This is a genomic window from Serratia sp. BNK-4, assembly GCF_048685115.1.
Lineage (GTDB): Bacteria > Pseudomonadota > Gammaproteobacteria > Enterobacterales > Enterobacteriaceae > Serratia > Serratia bockelmannii.
The window spans coordinates 387,247-404,182 of the sequence record NZ_JBLQTM010000001.1 but is presented as its reverse complement, the minus strand read 5'-3'; the positions used below and the strand labels follow the sequence as shown (position 1 = coordinate 404,182).

General features: G+C 58.8%; 14 protein-coding genes. 2 read left to right on the top strand and 12 right to left on the bottom strand.

From position 1 onward, the window contains the following. Window positions 1-178: 178 nt before the first annotated feature. From ACMGGW_RS01920 to pvcA, 3 genes are all read right to left on the bottom strand, one after another. Entirely contained in the window at window positions 179-1,438 is a 1,260-nt protein-coding gene (locus ACMGGW_RS01920) for a glycosyltransferase (RefSeq protein WP_025301530.1), read from the bottom strand. A gap of 24 nt (window positions 1,439-1,462) precedes the next feature. Continuing rightward, a complete protein-coding gene (locus tag ACMGGW_RS01915) occupies window positions 1,463-2,326 on the bottom strand; it encodes a TauD/TfdA dioxygenase family protein (RefSeq protein ID WP_049207249.1) in 864 nt (287 codons plus the stop codon). Between the two features lie 95 nt (window positions 2,327-2,421). After that, window positions 2,422-3,387 carry an L-tyrosine isonitrile synthase gene (pvcA, locus tag ACMGGW_RS01910; RefSeq protein ID WP_025301528.1) on the bottom strand — a complete coding sequence of 322 codons (966 nt, stop codon included), beginning with the start codon at window positions 3,385-3,387 and terminating at the stop codon, window positions 2,422-2,424. A gap of 191 nt (window positions 3,388-3,578) precedes the next feature. On the opposite strand from pvcA, the gene ACMGGW_RS01905 reads away from it, so the two are divergent. After that, window positions 3,579-4,505: a LysR family transcriptional regulator gene (locus ACMGGW_RS01905; RefSeq protein WP_025301527.1), complete on the top strand. Its 927-nt coding sequence runs from the start codon at window positions 3,579-3,581 to the stop codon at window positions 4,503-4,505. A 272-nt stretch (window positions 4,506-4,777) separates the two neighbouring features. Here ACMGGW_RS01905 and ispH read toward each other — a convergent pair whose 3' ends face one another. Genes ispH through ribF form a run of 5 tightly spaced genes read right to left on the bottom strand, consistent with a single transcriptional unit; the run spans window position 4,778 to window position 10,494 of the window. After that, the gene (ispH, locus tag ACMGGW_RS01900) at window positions 4,778-5,731 is read right to left on the bottom strand and encodes a 4-hydroxy-3-methylbut-2-enyl diphosphate reductase (RefSeq protein WP_049207248.1); all 954 of its coding nucleotides are present in this window, start codon (window positions 5,729-5,731) and stop codon (window positions 4,778-4,780) included. Further along, a complete protein-coding gene (fkpB, locus tag ACMGGW_RS01895; RefSeq protein ID WP_197832144.1) occupies window positions 5,712-6,182 on the bottom strand; it encodes an FKBP-type peptidyl-prolyl cis-trans isomerase in 471 nt (156 codons plus the stop codon). The genes ispH and fkpB overlap by 20 nt, the downstream gene beginning before the upstream one ends. A 1-nt stretch (window position 6,183) precedes the next feature. Then, entirely contained in the window at window positions 6,184-6,693 is a 510-nt protein-coding gene (lspA, locus tag ACMGGW_RS01890) for a signal peptidase II (RefSeq protein WP_025301524.1), read from the bottom strand. A gap of 13 nt (window positions 6,694-6,706) precedes the next feature. Then, complete coding sequence (gene ileS, locus ACMGGW_RS01885; protein WP_197833519.1) at window positions 6,707-9,523, bottom strand: isoleucine--tRNA ligase; 2,817 nt, start codon at window positions 9,521-9,523, stop codon at window positions 6,707-6,709. A gap of 32 nt (window positions 9,524-9,555) precedes the next feature. Next, window positions 9,556-10,494: a bifunctional riboflavin kinase/FAD synthetase gene (gene ribF / locus ACMGGW_RS01880; RefSeq protein ID WP_025301522.1), complete on the bottom strand. Its 939-nt coding sequence runs from the start codon at window positions 10,492-10,494 to the stop codon at window positions 9,556-9,558. A 390-nt stretch (window positions 10,495-10,884) separates the two neighbouring features. Between ribF and rpsT the strand changes: the two genes are divergently transcribed. Further along, the gene (gene rpsT / locus ACMGGW_RS01875; RefSeq protein WP_004932960.1) at window positions 10,885-11,148 is read left to right on the top strand and encodes a 30S ribosomal protein S20; all 264 of its coding nucleotides are present in this window, start codon (window positions 10,885-10,887) and stop codon (window positions 11,146-11,148) included. 71 nt (window positions 11,149-11,219) lie between these two features. On the opposite strand, the gene nhaR is transcribed toward rpsT, so the two are convergent. The 4 genes from nhaR to dnaK all read right to left on the bottom strand — a co-directional run bounded on the left by nhaR (window position 11,220) and on the right by dnaK (window position 16,858). Continuing rightward, on the bottom strand, window positions 11,220-12,119 hold the full coding sequence (nhaR, locus tag ACMGGW_RS01870) for a transcriptional activator NhaR (RefSeq protein ID WP_004932962.1): 900 nt from the start codon (window positions 12,117-12,119) through the stop codon (window positions 11,220-11,222). Window positions 12,120-12,311: 192 nt separating this feature from the next. Further along, window positions 12,312-13,478, bottom strand: a complete 1,167-nt coding sequence (gene nhaA, locus ACMGGW_RS01865; RefSeq protein ID WP_025301521.1) for a Na+/H+ antiporter NhaA — start codon at window positions 13,476-13,478, stop codon at window positions 12,312-12,314. Between the two features lie 235 nt (window positions 13,479-13,713). Continuing rightward, entirely contained in the window at window positions 13,714-14,838 is a 1,125-nt protein-coding gene (gene dnaJ / locus ACMGGW_RS01860; protein WP_004932969.1) for a molecular chaperone DnaJ, read from the bottom strand. A 106-nt stretch (window positions 14,839-14,944) separates the two neighbouring features. Further along, window positions 14,945-16,858, bottom strand: a complete 1,914-nt coding sequence (gene dnaK, locus ACMGGW_RS01855; protein ID WP_004932972.1) for a molecular chaperone DnaK — start codon at window positions 16,856-16,858, stop codon at window positions 14,945-14,947. Between the last annotated feature and the right edge of the window lie 78 nt (window positions 16,859-16,936).

The following is a 16,936-nucleotide window of genomic DNA, read 5'->3' as shown; positions in this document are numbered from 1 at the left end:
ATTTCATAATTAGAAAATTATGATATTCCCCCGCTTTCATCAGCGGCGCTGTCGTGAGATTAACATTCAACCGATTTGGCGGCCTGCGACGATTGTACATAATCATGCAGTTTCCATGGCAAGAAAATGCAGAAAAAAGGCGCCGAAAACGGCGCCTGGGGAAAGGAACACTGCGAGGTCAGGCGGTAATGGCGGCCACTTCGTTGGCGATCGCCGTGAGCGCATCGTGGCGGGCATAGTCCTCACGCACCAGCGCTGCGCGTTGCCGATAGATCGGCTGCTGCAGAATACGCGACGCCGCCGCCAGGATCTGTTCTGCGCTCGGCGTGCTGGTGTGCAGACTGATGCCGCAGCCGGCGGCCACCACGCGCGCGGCAGCCTCCAGCTTGTCCTCGCCGGTGCCGGCGACAATCAGCGGCACGCCGCTGTCCAGCGCATAGTTGATCGAGCCGTAACCGCCGTTGGTGATCAGCAGCGCCGCCTGCGGTAACCAGTGTTCGAAGGAGATGAACGCCCGCACTCGGGCGTTGTCCGGCAACGCGTCCATCAGCCCTTCGGTCGCTCGCCCGCCGGTGGTGGCCAACACCCGCACCGGCAGATGCGCCAGCGCCTGCAGCGTCGGCACGATCAGCTGATGCAGATCGACATTGGCCAGCGTGCCCTGAGACACGATCACCAGCGGCCGACGATCGTCCTCCTCCCACAGCGCCTCTTCCGCGGCCGGTTGACCACCGCTGCGCAGCGGCCCGACGAAGCGCACACCGCTCGGCAGGTCGTCGCGCTCATATTCCAGTGCCGTGGTGGCCAACTGCAGGAAACGCTCGCAGCCGCCGATCAGCGCATCGGTAAACGGGCGATTCAGCGGCCGCCCGCCCGCTTGCACCAGCGCGGCATCAAAGCTTTGCTGCACCTCATCAAGCAACACCCGCGTCGCTTCATCCACCAATTGCTCGCGGGTCAGCGCCCGCGGCAGCAGCGCCGGCGGGATGCGCGGGCCATAGAAAATGGCGTCGCGCGAAGAATACGACAGCGGCGTGACGCCGATCCCGAAGACCGGCGGCCGTTCGGCGGACTGCAGCAGCGGCAGCACGCCGTAGAAGCAGTTCTCCACCATCAGCAGATCGGTCTTTTCGGCGGCGATGGCCGCACGCAGCTGACGATCCAACAGTGGGATCGGCGCGGCGAAGAAATCTTTCAGCGCCAGCGCCATCTGCGCATTGCCCGGCGGCAGCGCGGCGCGCTCGGGGAAATGCTCCTCCAGGTGGCGATAGTCGAAATCCACCTGCGCGTCGAACGGCACGAAGCTCGCCCCAGCCGCTTCGGCGCGTTCGCGGAACAGCGCGCCGGTCATCACCCGCACCTGATGCCCTTGGGCAACCAGGTGGCGAGCGATGGCCAACATCGGGTAGACGTGCCCCGGAGTGGCGACCGCCGCCATCAGTATCCTTGCCATAATGCTCCTTTACGCTTCTGCGTTGGCCGGCTTCAGCGCCAGATTGGCGCACACCGGGTTGCTCTGAATATGCACGCGCTGCAAATGACGCGCGGAACGGGCAGTAAAGCCCTCACGGCCGTGCAGCAGCGAGAAGTTGTCCGCCACCACCACGTCGCCCTGTTGCCACTGATGGGCATAATAGTGACGCGGATCGTACAGGTGCTGCTGCAGAGTGTGATGGAACTGTTCCTGCTGTTGTTCCGGCACGCCGTGATATTCCAGCGCATGCTGGTTGAGGAATTTTTTCCCCTCCGTCGGCGGTTCATTGTAGCGCATGATCAAGCCCCTGCCGTTCGGGTGCTGCACCACCAACGGCGAACAGACTTCTCCGCCGTAATGCACCACCTGCTTGATGCGGTAGGTGATCGACACCGACAGCCACTGATCCAGCAACGCTTCGTCCGCATTGGCCAGCAGCCGCGTGGTATCGACGAAGGTAGTGCACCCGCCTTCGTCCTGCGACGGCGCCGCCACGCAGTGGAACAGCTGGAACTCGGGGATGGTCGGCTTATACATGCCATCCCAATGCAGCGGGACGTAGCTGCTGTCGAAAATATGATCCTTGGCGTCAGGATGTTCCTTCACGTCCAGCACCGCGCCGAACGGCCACATCATGATCTCGCCCCACTGCTCGGCGTAGCGCGTCAGAACCTCCCCATCGCTGAAACCGGAGTCGAATCCGCGCAGCACCAGCAAGTGGTGCTCCTGCGCCAGCGCTCGCAGCGCCGCCACCGGTAGCTCGCCGATCTTTTGCCCCGGATGCTGCGGCGTCAGGATCGCGCCGAACGGGGTATTCGGTTGGATATGGCAATTAAGCGGTTGGTTGTTCATCGGTATTCTCCTTGCATCGAATGTGCTGCTCACACGGCAACGTGCCGTCAAAAACGCGCCCGTCAGGATTTCGGGCGCAAAAGCATGCAGCGGCCTCAGGCCATCTGCGGTTGTTCGATCAGGTAATGGCTCGGCGTGCCGCGGATCTCTACCAGCTCGCCGTCCAGGCTCTGCGCGTCTTTACGTTTCATCAGCACGAACTGGCCGTTCACGTTGGCTGCCACGCCGTGCCACGGCGTCAGCCAGTCGTCTTTGGTCGGCATCATGTGGATACCCATTTTCAGACTGTCGACCGGCTGCGGGTGAATCGACAGACGGATCGCCGCCGGGAAGTGCTGCGCCAGCAGATTGCCCCAGGCCCAGCTGCGCTGGATCACGCCGCAAGCGCGCTGTTTGGCGTCTTTCTGCAGCGCGGCGTTGGAACCGCTGTAGCCCGGCAGTTGGCTGTCTTCATACAGGAAGCGCGTGATGGCGCGGTACAGCAAGAGGCCCTGTTCGTCCTGCATCAGTTGCTGTTTGATCGCCTCTTCCGATTCGGCATAGCCCTCCACCAACAATCGGCGCAGCAGATCATAATCATCGGTATGCTCCGCCAGGCCTTTGACATCGCCGAGGTTGAACACGCTCAGGTATGTCGCGCCCACTTCATGCAGCAGGCTTTCAATCTCGCGCTGATAGTGGTTGATCGCGTCGTCGCTGACGCGGATCAGATCGCCGAACACGTGACCGTCGGAGCAGATAACGATATGCGCCCCCGGCGGGTAATAGAGCTGAATGCGCTGGCACAGCGAGTTGAGGAAGATCAGCGACAGCCGCTCCGCCATGTCCGGCACCGCACCGATCACCTTGTTGGTGTTGGGCGACTTGGTCGGGAAGGCCGGCAGCACGAATTCGATACGTTGCTCGTTTTCGATGAATGCCCGAATACGCGGCAATTGCACCTGAGTGACCCGCCGTTCTTCTTCGGCGATCGAGGTGTCGTCGCCGGGGAAACGGCGGCGGTATTGCAATAATTCACGTAGGATCTTTAACGATATTTCTTCTTTCTGAGCGCTGTCCACAATGAGCTCCTGTTACGATGTGGCGCGGGTGTATTATTGATAAGCGCAATAAGATTTATCAAAAAGAGAAAAAATCTCTGCAAAATAATAATCAGCCCGGCGTTTATATGCTTCAGGCAATATAGAAGAGATGGTGCTATATTATTAGCCCGTATAATTCACAATCTTGGTTAAGTTGTGCTTAACAAACTATGAGCAATATTTTAAAACGCATGGCCATTTTCTCAAAAGTGGTCGATTGCGGCGCATTCAGCATGGCGGCAAAAGAATTGGGCATGACGACCTCCGCCGTCAGCCAACATATTCGCCAGCTGGAGGAACATCTGGGCATTCAATTACTGTTGCGATCGACGCGTTCATTGAGTCTGACCGAAGCAGGATTGTGTTTTTATGAAGATTGCCTGCTGATGATCCACGCAGCCGAACGTGGCCAACAACGGATCGCGGCGCTGCGCGGCGAGCTGGTCGGCGAACTGCGCGTCGCCACCTCCACTGAATTCGCCACCCACTATCTGGTGCCGGCGCTGCAAAGCTTCCTCGATGAACACCCGCAGCTTACGCTGCGACTGGAAATCCACGATGAGAAGATAGACCTCATCACGCAACGCATCGATCTGGCGATACGTGGCGGTGTGCTGGCCGACTCCAGCTACGTTTCCACGCGGCTGGCGCGCTGCCGTGAAGTGTTATGCGCCTCACCGGCCTACCTGGCACACCACGGCGTGCCGGATTCACCGCAGGCGCTGAGCCATCACCACTGGGTCACCTTTACACCGCTCGGCAACCCGCAGTTTGTCCGTCTTATCCATCGCGACGGCGGCGAACACCGCATGCGTATGACGGGGCGTTTGTTCACCAACAGCGGTATGGCGATGAAGGAGTTGGCGCTGACCGGCAAGGGGATCATTCGCAATTTCTTCGCCAACGTTGAACGTGAATTGCGCAGCGGTGAGCTGATTGAAATATTGCCTGATTGGCGGTTACCGGAAATTAATTGCTATGCCATTATGCCGCGCAGGGAGATCCAGCCATTAAAAGTCAGACGGTTGCTGGAACATATGAAACTCTATTTGCAGGAGAAGGGATTAACGGCCGTAGAACATATTCGACAGGAATAAAATAAGAAACATCTGCAACGTCCATTATTGTAATTATTGTAATCACTTTGCCAACACCGGGCCTCATTTAGATTGCAGCCTAATGATATTCTGATTAATGACTTTTCGCCAGCCTATATAATTAATTACACCGACGTTATTTCAAATACTCAGAATAAATTTGACTTTAGTTAGCAGAAAATTTGAATATGCATGGCATGTTATTTTTAACGCGGCACGATTCCAAAAAAAACGGGAAGCCTAAGCTCCCCGCTGTCATCCGCCGGCGCATGTCAGTCAATCTGACGAACGTCCACCCGCAGCTCTTTAGGCACTTCAAACACGATGTTCTCTTCACGCCCGCTGATTTCATGCACGTCCAGGCCGCCCAGCGCTTTCAGGCGAGAGATCACCTCCTGCACCAGCACGTCCGGTGCCGAGGCGCCGGCGGTAACGCCGATATTGCGCGCTTCGCTCAGCCAGGTCTCCTGAATATCCGCCGCCGAATCGATCAGATAAGCCGGTTTGCCCACGCGCTGCGCCAGTTCAGCCAGACGGTTAGAGTTGGAAGAGTTCTTTGACCCCACCACCAGCACCACATCCGCATCGCCGGCCAGGTTACGCACCGCTTCCTGACGGTTGGTGGTGGCGTAGCAAATGTCATCCTTACGCGGACCGATAATGCTCGGGAAGCGCTGACGCAGCGCGTCAATCACGTCCGAGGTATCATCAACCGACAGCGTGGTCTGCGTCATGAAGCACAGATTGCTTTCGTCTTTCACCTGCAGCTTCCACACGTCTTCCGGCGATTCGACCAGGTACATGCCGCCCTTCGGGTTGCTGTACTGGCCCATGGTGCCTTCCACCTCCGGATGACCGGCATGGCCAATCAGAATCGCTTCGGTGCCGCGGCGGCTGGCGCGCGCCACTTCCATATGCACCTTGGTCACCAATGGGCAAGTGGCGTCGAACAACATGGTCAGATCGCGCGCCTTGGCTTCGGCGCGTACCGCCTGAGACACGCCGTGCGCCGAGAAGATCAGGATAGAACCGTCCGGCACTTCGGCGATCTCTTCGATAAACACGGCGCCCCGCTCACGCAGGCTGTCAACCACGTAGCGGTTGTGCACCACTTCATGCCGTACGTAGATCGGCGCGCCATACAGCTCCAGCGCACGTTCCACGATGCTGATCGCACGATCAACCCCGGCGCAGAAGCCACGCGGGTTAGCCAGCAATATTTGCATGCGTCTCCTCCTGCTGCGGATCGATCTCCAGCACTTCAATGTCGAAGGTCACCAGATGGCCCGCCAGCGGATGGTTGAAATCGACGGTGATTGAATCCTCCGCCACCGCGCGCACCACGCCCGGCATTTCGCTGCCGTCGATGGCGGTAAACAGCATGATGGTACCCACGTCCGGCACGCCGGTTTCCGCGAAGTCGCGGCGCGAGAAGAACTGGACCAGATCCGGGTTCTCCGCGCCGAACGCCGCTTCCGGCTGCAGGGTAAAGGCGCATTTGTCGCCCGCGCGCAGGCCGAGCAGCTGCGCCTCCAGCGGCGCCGACAGGCTACCGTCACCCAGACGGAACAGCGCCGGTTTGCCGCTGCTGCGGGTAGATTCGGCGGTCGAACCGTCTTCCAGTTTCAGCGTAAAGTGAACCAGCACCGCGCTGTCACTGATAATCTGAGCCGTCATGTTACTCACCTTTACTCTTTGCGCCTTTGTTCGCCGGCGACAGGAAACCTTCCAGCACGATCATCGCCGCACCCACGCAGATAAAGCTGTCCGCCAGATTGAAGGTCGGGTAGTGCCAGTCACCGACGTAGAAGTCGATGAAATCGACTACGAAACCGTGCCACAGGCGATCGAACAGATTGCCCAACGCCCCGCCGATGATGAAGGCGTAGGCGATGTTGTTCAACTTCTGCTGCGCCGCACTGCGGTACATCATCACCAGCAGCACCGCGACGATGGCGATGGCGATGCCGGCGAAGAACCAGCGCTGCCAACCGCCGTGATCGGCCAGGAAGCTGAACGCAGCGCCGTAATTGCGCGCGTAAAACAGGTTGAACGACGGGATCAACGGCTGGGACTGGCCCAGCGTAAAGTTAGCGAGGATCCACTGCTTGCTGCCGAAATCCAGCGCCAGCACCGCCACCACAACCCACAGCCAACGCAGGCCGGTCGAACAAATTGGTTTACTCATCAGGCGCGAATTCTCAGGCAAAGTTACGCTTCTCGCCGTCACCGGCGACGTTGCTTACACAGCGGCCGCAGATGTCTGCATGCTCCGCCACCAGGCCGATATCGGTGGTGTAATGCCAGCAGCGCGGGCACTTCTCACCCGGCGCCGTGCTGAAGGCGATCTTCAGCCCTTTCAGCAGCTCGGAAGCCTGCGCGTCGGCCGGCGCATCCGCCAATGGCGCAACGCTTGCCGCAGAGGTCAGCAGCACGAAGCGCAGCTCATCCTGCAGGCTGTTCAGGCGAGCCGCTAGCTCGCTGTCGGCATACAGCGTCACCGCCGCTTCCAGCGAACCGCCGAGGCGTTTGTCGGCACGCGCCTGCTCCAGCACCTTGTTCACTTCGCCGCGCACTTTCAGCAGCTCAGCCCAGAAAGCGTCGTTCATCGGCTCGCCTTCCGCCAGCCCGAACAGGCCGTCGTACCACTCTTCGGTGAACACGTACTGCGCGCGTTTGCCCGGCATGAAGCCCCAGATCTCGTCTGCGGTGAACGACATGATCGGCGCCATCCAGCGCACCAGCGCTTCCACGATGTGATACAGCGCGGTCTGGCAGCTGCGGCGGGCGACGCTGTCGCTCTTGGCGGTGTACTGACGATCCTTGATGATATCCAGGTAGAAGGAGCCCATCTCGACCGAACAGAACTGCATAAGGCGCTGCACCACTTCGTGGAAATCGTAGTTGGCATAAGCCTGCTCGATATCCTGCTGCGCCGCCAGCGCGCGGCCGACCGCCCAGCGATCCAGCACCACCATGTCTTCAGGCGCCACGCAGTCGGTGCTCGGCTCGAACCCGTTCAGGTTGGCCAGCAGGAAGCGCGCGGTGTTGCGGATGCGGCGGTAAGAGTCGGCGGAACGCTTGAGGATCTCGTCGGATACCGCGATCTCGCCGGTGTAATCGGTCGACGCCACCCACAGACGCAGAATGTCGCCGCCGAGCTTGTTCATCACGTCCTGCGGGCTGACGGTGTTGCCGATCGACTTGGACATCTTGCGGCCCTGGCCGTCGACGGTGAAGCCGTGAGTCAACACTTCCTTGTAAGGCGCCTTGCCCTTCATCGCGGTGGAGATCATCAGCGATGACATGAACCAGCCGCGGTGTTGGTCGGAGCCTTCCAGATACATGTCGGCGCCGTGGCCGTTGAATTCAGGGCGCACATCGACAACAGAGGCGTGGGTAGAACCGGAATCGAACCACACGTCCAGCGTATCCGGCACTTTCACGTAGTCGGCGGCTTCCGCGCCGAGGATGTTGGCCGCGTCCAGATCCCACCAGGCCTGAATGCCGTCTTGCTCGACGCGCTTGGCCACTTCTTCCATCAGCTCAACGGTGCGTGGGTGCAGTTGCTCGGTCTCTTTGTGCACGAACAGCGACATCGGTACGCCCCAGGTGCGCTGACGCGAGATGCACCAGTCAGGGCGGTTGGCGACCATCATTTCGATGCGCGCCTGGCCCCAATCCGGGATCCACTGCACGCCCTTGATCTCTTCCAGCGACTGCTGACGCAGGCCTTTCTGATCCATGCTGATGAACCATTGCGGCGTGGCGCGGAAGATGATTGGCGTCTTGTGGCGCCAACAGCACGGATAGCTGTGCAGGAACTTCTCGACGTGCAGCAACGCGCCTTTGTCACGCAGCAGATCGACGATCAGATCGTTAGCCTTGAAAACAAACTTGCCGTCCAGTAGCGGGTAGGTGCCGGTCAGGTAGCAGCCGTTCGGCCCTACCGGGTTGGCCACTTCCAGGCCGTATTTCTGGCCGATCACGAAGTCGTCCGGGCCGTGGCCTGGCGCGGTGTGCACCGCACCGGTACCGGCGTCCAGCGTCACGTGCTCGCCGAGGATCGCCGGCACGTCGAAGTCCATGAACGGGTGTTTGAAGCGCAGCAGCTCCAGATCGGCGCCTTTGCAGCTGCCCAGCACCGTCCACTCGGTGATGCCGGCGCGTTTCATCACGCTTTCCACCAGTTCGGCCGCCAGGATCAGGCACTGGCCGTCAACCTGCACCAGTTGATAGGTGAAGTCCGGATGCAGCGAGATCGCACGGTTGGCTGGCAGGGTCCACGGGGTGGTGGTCCAGATAACCAGCGAGATGGCGCCGTTGAAGTGGCTCACGCCAAACTTGGCCGCCACGGCAGCCGCGTCGGCCGCGTGGAAGGTCACGTCGATAGACGGCGAAGTCTTGTCGTAGTACTCCACTTCCGCTTCCGCCAGCGATGAGCCGCAGTCGGTGCACCAGTGAACCGGCTTGGCGCCTTTCAGCAGGTGGCCGTTGCTGATGATCTTGCCCAGCGCGCGGATAATGTTGGCTTCGGTTTTGAAATCCATGGTCAGGTAGGGACGATCCCAGTCGCCCAGCACGCCCAGGCGGATGAAGTCCTTCTTCTGACCTTCAACCTGCTCGGCCGCGTACTCGCGGCACTTCTGGCGGAACTCGGCCGCCGTCAGCTTCTCGCCCGGTTTGCCGTACAGCTGTTCCACCTTCAGTTCGATCGGCAGGCCGTGGCAATCCCAACCCGGCACATAAGGCGAGTCGAAGCCGGCCATCCCTTTCGACTTGATGATAATGTCTTTGAGAATCTTGTTAACCGAGTGACCAATGTGAATGCTGCCGTTCGCATACGGAGGGCCGTCATGCAAAATGAAGGTTTTTTTGCCCTTTTTGGCAGTACGAATAATCCCGTACAGATCCTGTTCATACCAACGTTGCAGCATGCCAGGTTCGCGCTTGGCGAGATCGCCGCGCATCGGGAACCCTGTTTCCGGCAAGTTCAGGGTATTCTTGTAGTCACTCATTAGATTCTCGGTTCCGTTTTCGGCTATAGAGATTAAACCGGTGTCTGTAGCCCGAAGAACTTCCGGGCCGTCACCACATCATTGGCGATTTGCTGCTTCAGGGCATCGAGCGAAGCAAACCGTTGTTCATTGCGCAATTTTGCGCGGAGCACCACCTCAATATGGCGCCCGTAAAGATCCATTGTGACATCCAGCAGATGCACTTCCAGCTGCTGGCGCACGCCGGCGACGGTCGGACGCGTGCCGATGTTGGCCACGCCCGGCAGCGGCTGCGGCCCCAGGCCGTACACCTCCACCGCATACACCCCTTTCACCGGCGCCACCAGGCGCTTGAGCGGCAGGTTGGCGGTCGGGAAGCCGATGGTGCGGCCCAGCTCATCGCCGTGCACCACGCGCCCGGAGATGCTGTACGGGTGGCCCAGCAGGGTCTCTGCCAGCGGCAGATCGTCCTCGCTCAGCGCGGTGCGGATCGCGGTGCTGCTGATGCGCCGCTCGCCTTCGCGGAAGGTCGGGGTGCTGACCACGTCGAAGCCGTACTCTTTTCCGGCCTGCTGCAATAGCGGAAAATCGCCCTGACGCCCGGCGCCAAAGCGAAAATCATCCCCCACCATCAGGAATTTGACGCCCAGTTTTTCCACCAGCAGCTCGGCGACGAACGCCTGCGCGGTGTTGGCGGCGAAACGCGGATCGAACTTGACGCACAGCAGGTAATCGACGCCCGCCTGCGCCAGGTAGTTGGCCTTGTCGCGCAGGCGCGTCAAACGGGCCGGCGCCTTGTCTGCGGCGAACATCTCCAGCGGCTGCGGCTCAAAGATCATGACCATCACCGGCAGCCCGAGGCGTTGCCCTTGTTGCTTCAACTGCTCCAGCAACGCCTGATGACCGCGATGCACGCCGTCGAAGTTGCCGATGGTGAGCACGCAACCATGGTGGCGCGCCCGGATATTGTGAATGCCGCGAATTAGCTCCATAGCTGGCTCAAAACAGTGGAAATCGGCGGATTATACCTTGTACAGCCGGTAAGGTTAACCCGCGATTGGTGCCTTTATGTAATAGACATACCATACCGGAGATAATCTGCGCGTGAAACGGCTTCGCCGCAGTTTATCCGGCGCCACCGGGCCGATTCTCGACCGCGGCCAACGGCTTGCGTCCGCCGCGGCAAATCATTGGCGAATTTTCTCGCGAAACACTGTATTCCCAAGAGCGAAGCTGGTAAAATCCTGCGCCATCACAACGTAGCGAGTGCCGCCTGTACAAACGGCGCTTATTTGCACAAATCCATTGACAAACGAAGGCTAAAAGGGCATATTCCTCGGCCTTTGAATTGTCCTCAATAGAATATATTTGGGAGTTGGACCTTGGCTAATATCAAATCAGCTAAGAAACGCGCCGTACAGTCTGAGAAACGCCGCAAGCATAACGCAAGCCGTCGCTCAATGGTGCGTACCTTCATCAAGAAGGTAGACGCAGCTATCGCAGCTGGCGACAAAGAAGCAGCACAAAATGCATTCCTGGTAATGCAGCCACTGGTGGACCGTCAGGCAGCTAAAGGCCTGATCCACAAAAACAAAGCAGCGCGTCATAAGTCAAACCTGACTGCACGCATCAACGCAATGCAGTAAGCATTTCGTTATCTGCTTGATAAAAAAACCGGCTCAGGCCGGTTTTTTTACGCCCTGCGTTCAGTGAACCGCTAGCAGGAAAACAGCGCCGAGAAGTCTTTGTTGCAGACGCGCTGCACCGCCGGATGCTGGATCATGCGCTCGGCGAAGATGATGTAATACTCCTCCTGCACGCTGTCTATACGTCCAATCTCCACCACGTTATCATCGTTGTAGGTATCCTGCGCATACAGCGTCGGCGCCACGAAGATCGCGTTGTGGTACATGCCGAAAGCCTTCATCAGCGCCGCATCGTCGAACTCGCCCAGAATCTCCACCTGGATGCCCTGCGTATTGAACCAGTTGAGCAGTTTGCGCCCCAGCATCGAACGGCGGCCGGGGATCAGCAACTTGCGCTGCTCCAGGCAGGCCGGGAACGGCAACTCCGGCGCCGGCTGGCGACAGAAGAAGCTGATGCCGCACTCGCCCAGCTTCAGCGAGAACAGCCCTTCCTGCTGGCTGGAGTCCACCGGGCAATCCGACAGGATCATATCCAGCTTGTGCTGGCTGAGCTGCTCCAGCAGCATCTCGTGCGTCGATTCAAAACAACGCAGGTGGATCTGTTCGTTGTCCACCACCACCGCCGTTTCCAACACCTGGCTGACCAGGCGCTTCGACAGCGCGTCCGCCACGCCGACGTCGAACAGCAGATTCGACTCTTTGCGATAGTTGACGATATCCAGCATTTCCTGGCTGAGCATAAACATCTTGTCAGCATAGCGGAACACCAACTGCCCCAGCTCCGAAGGCACCAACCCGCGCCCCTGGCGTTTGAACAGCTTGCCGTCCAACCGCTCTTCCAGCGCCTTGATCTGGCCGGTGATGGTCTGCGGCGTCAGAAACAACGCTTCAGCGGCGCCGACCACGGAACCGGCCTTGCAGACCTGCCAGAAATAGTAAAGGTGATTAAAGTTGATATGCGACATCCTCACGAGCGGCTCTCCTTAACAACGTTTCGCAGCGGCAAACGGTGTGCCGTGACGAGCGACAAACTTCCTTTCCCTGCTTCAGACAACGTATAGCCCCATTAGTCCCAACGAAGAACGGCCGAAGCTGCACATATTTTATACCGTACAGCTCCGACCAGCCATTTTATTATGTGCCCTTACCGGGCACATTCAGGATTAACGTACGCGCGGCAACGCCAGACGCAGCAATCCATACCCTACCACCGCCGCAGCCGTCGAGCCCAACAGGATCCCCAGACGGGAATAGGTGCTGAGCGCCATATCCGCCTCGCCGAACGCCAGCGAGGCGATAAAAATCGACATGGTGAAACCAATACCGCAAAGCACCGAAACGGCAAATACCTGTTTGAAGCCGATGCCTTCAGGCAAACGGGCGATGCCCATTTTCACCGCCAGCAGGCTGAAGAGGAAAATCCCCAGCGGCTTACCGATAAACAAGCCAGCCGCAATCCCGACCGGCAGCAGCGACGTCAATCCTTCCAGCGATACGCCCTGTAAAGAGACCCCGGCGTTAGCGAAAGCGAACAGCGGCAGGATCATAAACGCGACCCACGGGTGCAGCTCATGCTCCAGCGTTTCCGATGGCGATGGCCCCTTCTTGACGTTCAGCGGGATCATAAAGCCGACGATCACCCCGGCCAACGTCGCGTGCACCCCGGACTTGAGGATCGCCACCCACAACACCAGGCCAACCATCATATACAGCGAGGTTTTTCCCACGCCACGCCAGTTCATCACCGCCAGCAGCACCGTCGCCGCCGCTGCCACGCCCAGCGCCACCATCGACACTTCGTGGGTGTAGAACAGCGCGATGATGATAATCACGCCCAGGTCATCGATGATCGCCAACGCCAGCAGGAATACTTTCAGGCTGGTCGGCACGCGGTTGCCCAGCAGCGCCATTACGCCCAGCGCGAAGGCGATATCGGTCGCCGCCGGGATTGCCCAACCCTGGCGAGTGACTTCATCCGCGCCGTTGAAAAGCAGGTAAATCAGCGCCGGCGCCAGCATGCCGCCCAGTGCGGCGATCGCCGGAAACACCGCCTTGTCACGCCCGGACAGCGAGCCTTGCATCAGCTCGCGCTTGACCTCGAGCCCCACCACCAGGAAGAAGATGGCCATCAGGCCGTCGTTGATCCACAGCAGCAGCGGCTTGGCGATCTCCAGCGAAGCAATTTTCACCATCACCGGCAGGTTAAGAAATGCCTGATAGATCCCCTGCGCCGGGCTGTTGGCCATGATCAGGGCGACGATCGCCGCCGCGATCAGAATGATGCCGCCCGCGGCTTCCTGACGTAAAAATTGACGAATGATGTTGGTCACAGTACGTCTCTCCAAATCTGTGCAGGACGTAGCGCCCTGCGAACCACAGTCATGAAGTGAGTATAGAGGGCGTTTTAGTTCGAAAAAATAAGTTTATAAATGCTAAATAACTCGAAAAAACCGATCAAAAGCACGAGTAAATCACATTATTCTTAGGGAATGAGCGTTGTAGCACGCAAATAAAAACCCCGGGCAAATGCCCGGGGTTCTAACATAAACCAACAGAAACAGAAGGTTAGCGAGTCAGATCGTCAAAGAACTTTTTCACCCCGTCGAAGAAGCTTTTCGAGCGCGGGCTGTTCTTGTCGCCGGATGGGCCGCCCAGGCTCTCTTCCAGCTCACGCAGCAGTTGCTTCTGCTTGTCGTTCAGATTGACCGGTGTTTCCACCACTACGCGGCACAGCAGATCGCCCTGGCTGCCCCCACGCACCGATTTCACACCCTTGCCGCGCATGCGGAACAGCTTGCCGGTTTGGGTCTCCGAAGGCACCTTCAGTTTCACCCGGCCATCCAGCGTCGGCACTTCAATCTCGCCGCCCAGCGCCGCCATGGCGAAGTTGATCGGCACTTCACAGTACAGGTTGTTGCCTTCACGCTCGAAGATCGGGTGCGCCTTCACCTGCACCTGAACGTACAGATCGCCCGCCGGTGCGCCGTGCTCACCGGCTTCGCCTTCACCCGCCAGGCGGATGCGGTCGCCAGTATCGACGCCGGCCGGAATTTTCACCGACAGCGTTTTGGATTTCTCAACCCGGCCGTGACCGTGGCACTTGTTGCACGGATCTTTGATGATCTGGCCGCGGCCATGGCAGTGTGGACACGCCTGCTGCACGGTGAAGAAACCCTGACGCATTTGCACCTGGCCTTGACCGTGACAGGTTGGGCAGGTGACCGGTGAACTGCCCGGCTTGGCGCCGCTGCCGTGGCAGACGTCGCACTCTTCCAGCGTCGGGATGCGGATCTCTTTGGTGACGCCACGTACCGCTTCCTCGAGGGTCAGCTCCATGTTATAGCGCAGATCAGAACCGCGGCTGGCGCGCTGACGGCGGCCTCCGCCGAAGATATCGCCAAACACGTCGCCAAAGATATCGCTGAAGTCGGCACCGCCGCCAAAGCCGCCGCCGCCCATGCCGCCCTGTTCAAAGGCCGCGTGGCCATACTGGTCGTAGGCCGCGCGTTTCTGGTCGTCGGTCAGGACTTCGTAAGCTTCTTTAACTTCTTTAAACTTGGTTTCGGCGTCTTGTTCCTGGTTGCGGTCAGGATGGTATTTCATCGCCAGGCGTTTATACGCCTTCTTGATCTCACGTTCATCCGCCGTCTTGCTGACGCCGAGAATCTCGTAATAGTCTTTCTTCGCCATTCTTTCGCTTACCCTTAACATGCGTGCACGGGCGCAGAGTTGCCTCGACGCCCGTGCTGGTTTTCGGTAGCGGCATCTCGGCCGCCCCGTGCCCGCTTAAGGGCGATTATTTTTTGTCTTTAACTTCTTCGAACTCAGCGTCAACCACGTCGTCGTCTTTCTGCGCCGCGTTGTCCGCGCCGGCGTCAGCACCCTGCTGAGCCTGCTGCGCCTGAGCCATTTCCAGCAGCTTGCCGGAAACCTGCACCAGCGCCTGAGTCTTCGCTTCGATCTCGGCTTTATCTTCGCCTTTCACCGCCGCTTCCAGATCTTTCAGCGCCGCTTCGATCGCCGTTTTATCTTCCGCCGGCAGTTTGTCACCCGCTTCTTCCAGCTGCTTGCGAGTACCGTGGATCAGGTGATCCGCCTGGTTACGCGTCTGTACCAGCTCTTCGAACTTGCGGTCAGCTTCAGCGTTCAGCTCGGCATCGCGCACCATTTTCTGGATTTCGTCTTCGTTCAGGCCAGAAGATGCCTTGATGGTGATCTTCTGCTCACGACCGGTGTTCTTGTCTTTGGCAGACACGTGCAGGATGCCGTCGGCATCGATATCGAAGGTCACTTCGATCTGCGCCATGCCGCGCGGTGCCGCCTGGATGCCGTCCAGGTTGAACTGGCCCAGAGATTTGTTATCGCTGGCGCGCTTACGCTCACCCTGCAGCACGTGGATGGTTACTGCAGACTGGTTGTCTTCCGCAGTAGAGAACACCTGGCTGTGCTTGGTCGGGATCGTGGTGTTTTTGGTGATCAGCGGCGTCATCACGCTGCCCATGGTTTCGATACCCAGCGACAGCGGGGTCACGTCCAGCAGCAGAACGTCCTTCACATCACCGGCCAACACGCCGCCCTGTACCGCAGCGCCTACGGCAACCGCTTCGTCCGGGTTCACGTCTTTACGCGGTTCTTTGCCGAAGAAGTCTGCGACTTTCTTCTGCACCATTGGCATACGGGTCTGGCCGCCCACCAGGATCACGTCCTGGATGTCGGAAACCGACAGGCCTGCGTCTTTCAGCGCCACTTTCAGCGGTTCGATAGAACGCGCAACCAGATCTTCAACCAGAGACTCGAGTTTGGCGCGAGTCACTTTGATGTTCATGTGTTTTGGACCGGTCGCGTCTGCAGTGATGTACGGCAGGTTAACGTCGGTCTGCTGAGCGGAAGACAGTTCAATCTTCGCTTTCTCAGCGGCTTCTTTCAGGCGCTGCATCGCCAGCGGATCGTTGCGCAGATCGATACCCTGATCTTTCTTGAACTCTTCCACCAGGTAGTTGATCAGACGGCTGTCGAAGTCTTCGCCACCCAGGTGGGTGTCACCGTTGGTCGCCAGCACTTCAAAGGTTTTTTCGCCGTCAACGTCGTCGATTTCGATGATAGAGATATCGAAAGTACCGCCGCCCAGGTCATAAACCGCGATGGTGCGGTTGCCGACTTCTTTGTCCAGGCCGTAGGCCAGGGCCGCAGCGGTCGGTTCGTTGATGATGCGTTTGACTTCCAGACCCGCGATGCGGCCGGCGTCTTTGGTCGCCTGACGCTGGGCGTCGTTGAAGTAAGCCGGTACGGTGATAACCGCTTCAGTTACCGGTTCGCCCAGGTAATCTTCCGCCGTTTTCTTCATTTTTTTCAGCACTTCCGCAGAGATCTGCGGCGGAGCCATTTTCTGGCCTTTCACTTCCAGCCAGGCGTCGCCGTTGTCGGCTTCGACGATTTTGTACGGCATGATCGCTTTGTCGCGCTGCGCTTCTTCATCCTGGAAGCGGCGACCGATCAGGCGCTTGATGGCGAACAGGGTGTTTTCAGGGTTGGTCACTGCCTGACGCTTAGCCGGCTGGCCAACCAGAGTTTCACCGTCCTGGGTATATGCGATAATAGAAGGAGTGGTGCGGTCGCCCTCGGCGTTTTCCAGCACGCGTGCCTTGGCACCATCCATAATTGCTACGCAAGAGTTGGTAGTACCCAGGTCGATACCAATAATTTTGCCCATCTAAACGTCTCCACTAAAAAATTCATAATCAGTCAGGTTGCTAACCTATATGCGGGCGATTTTTTGCTTTTCAACTGC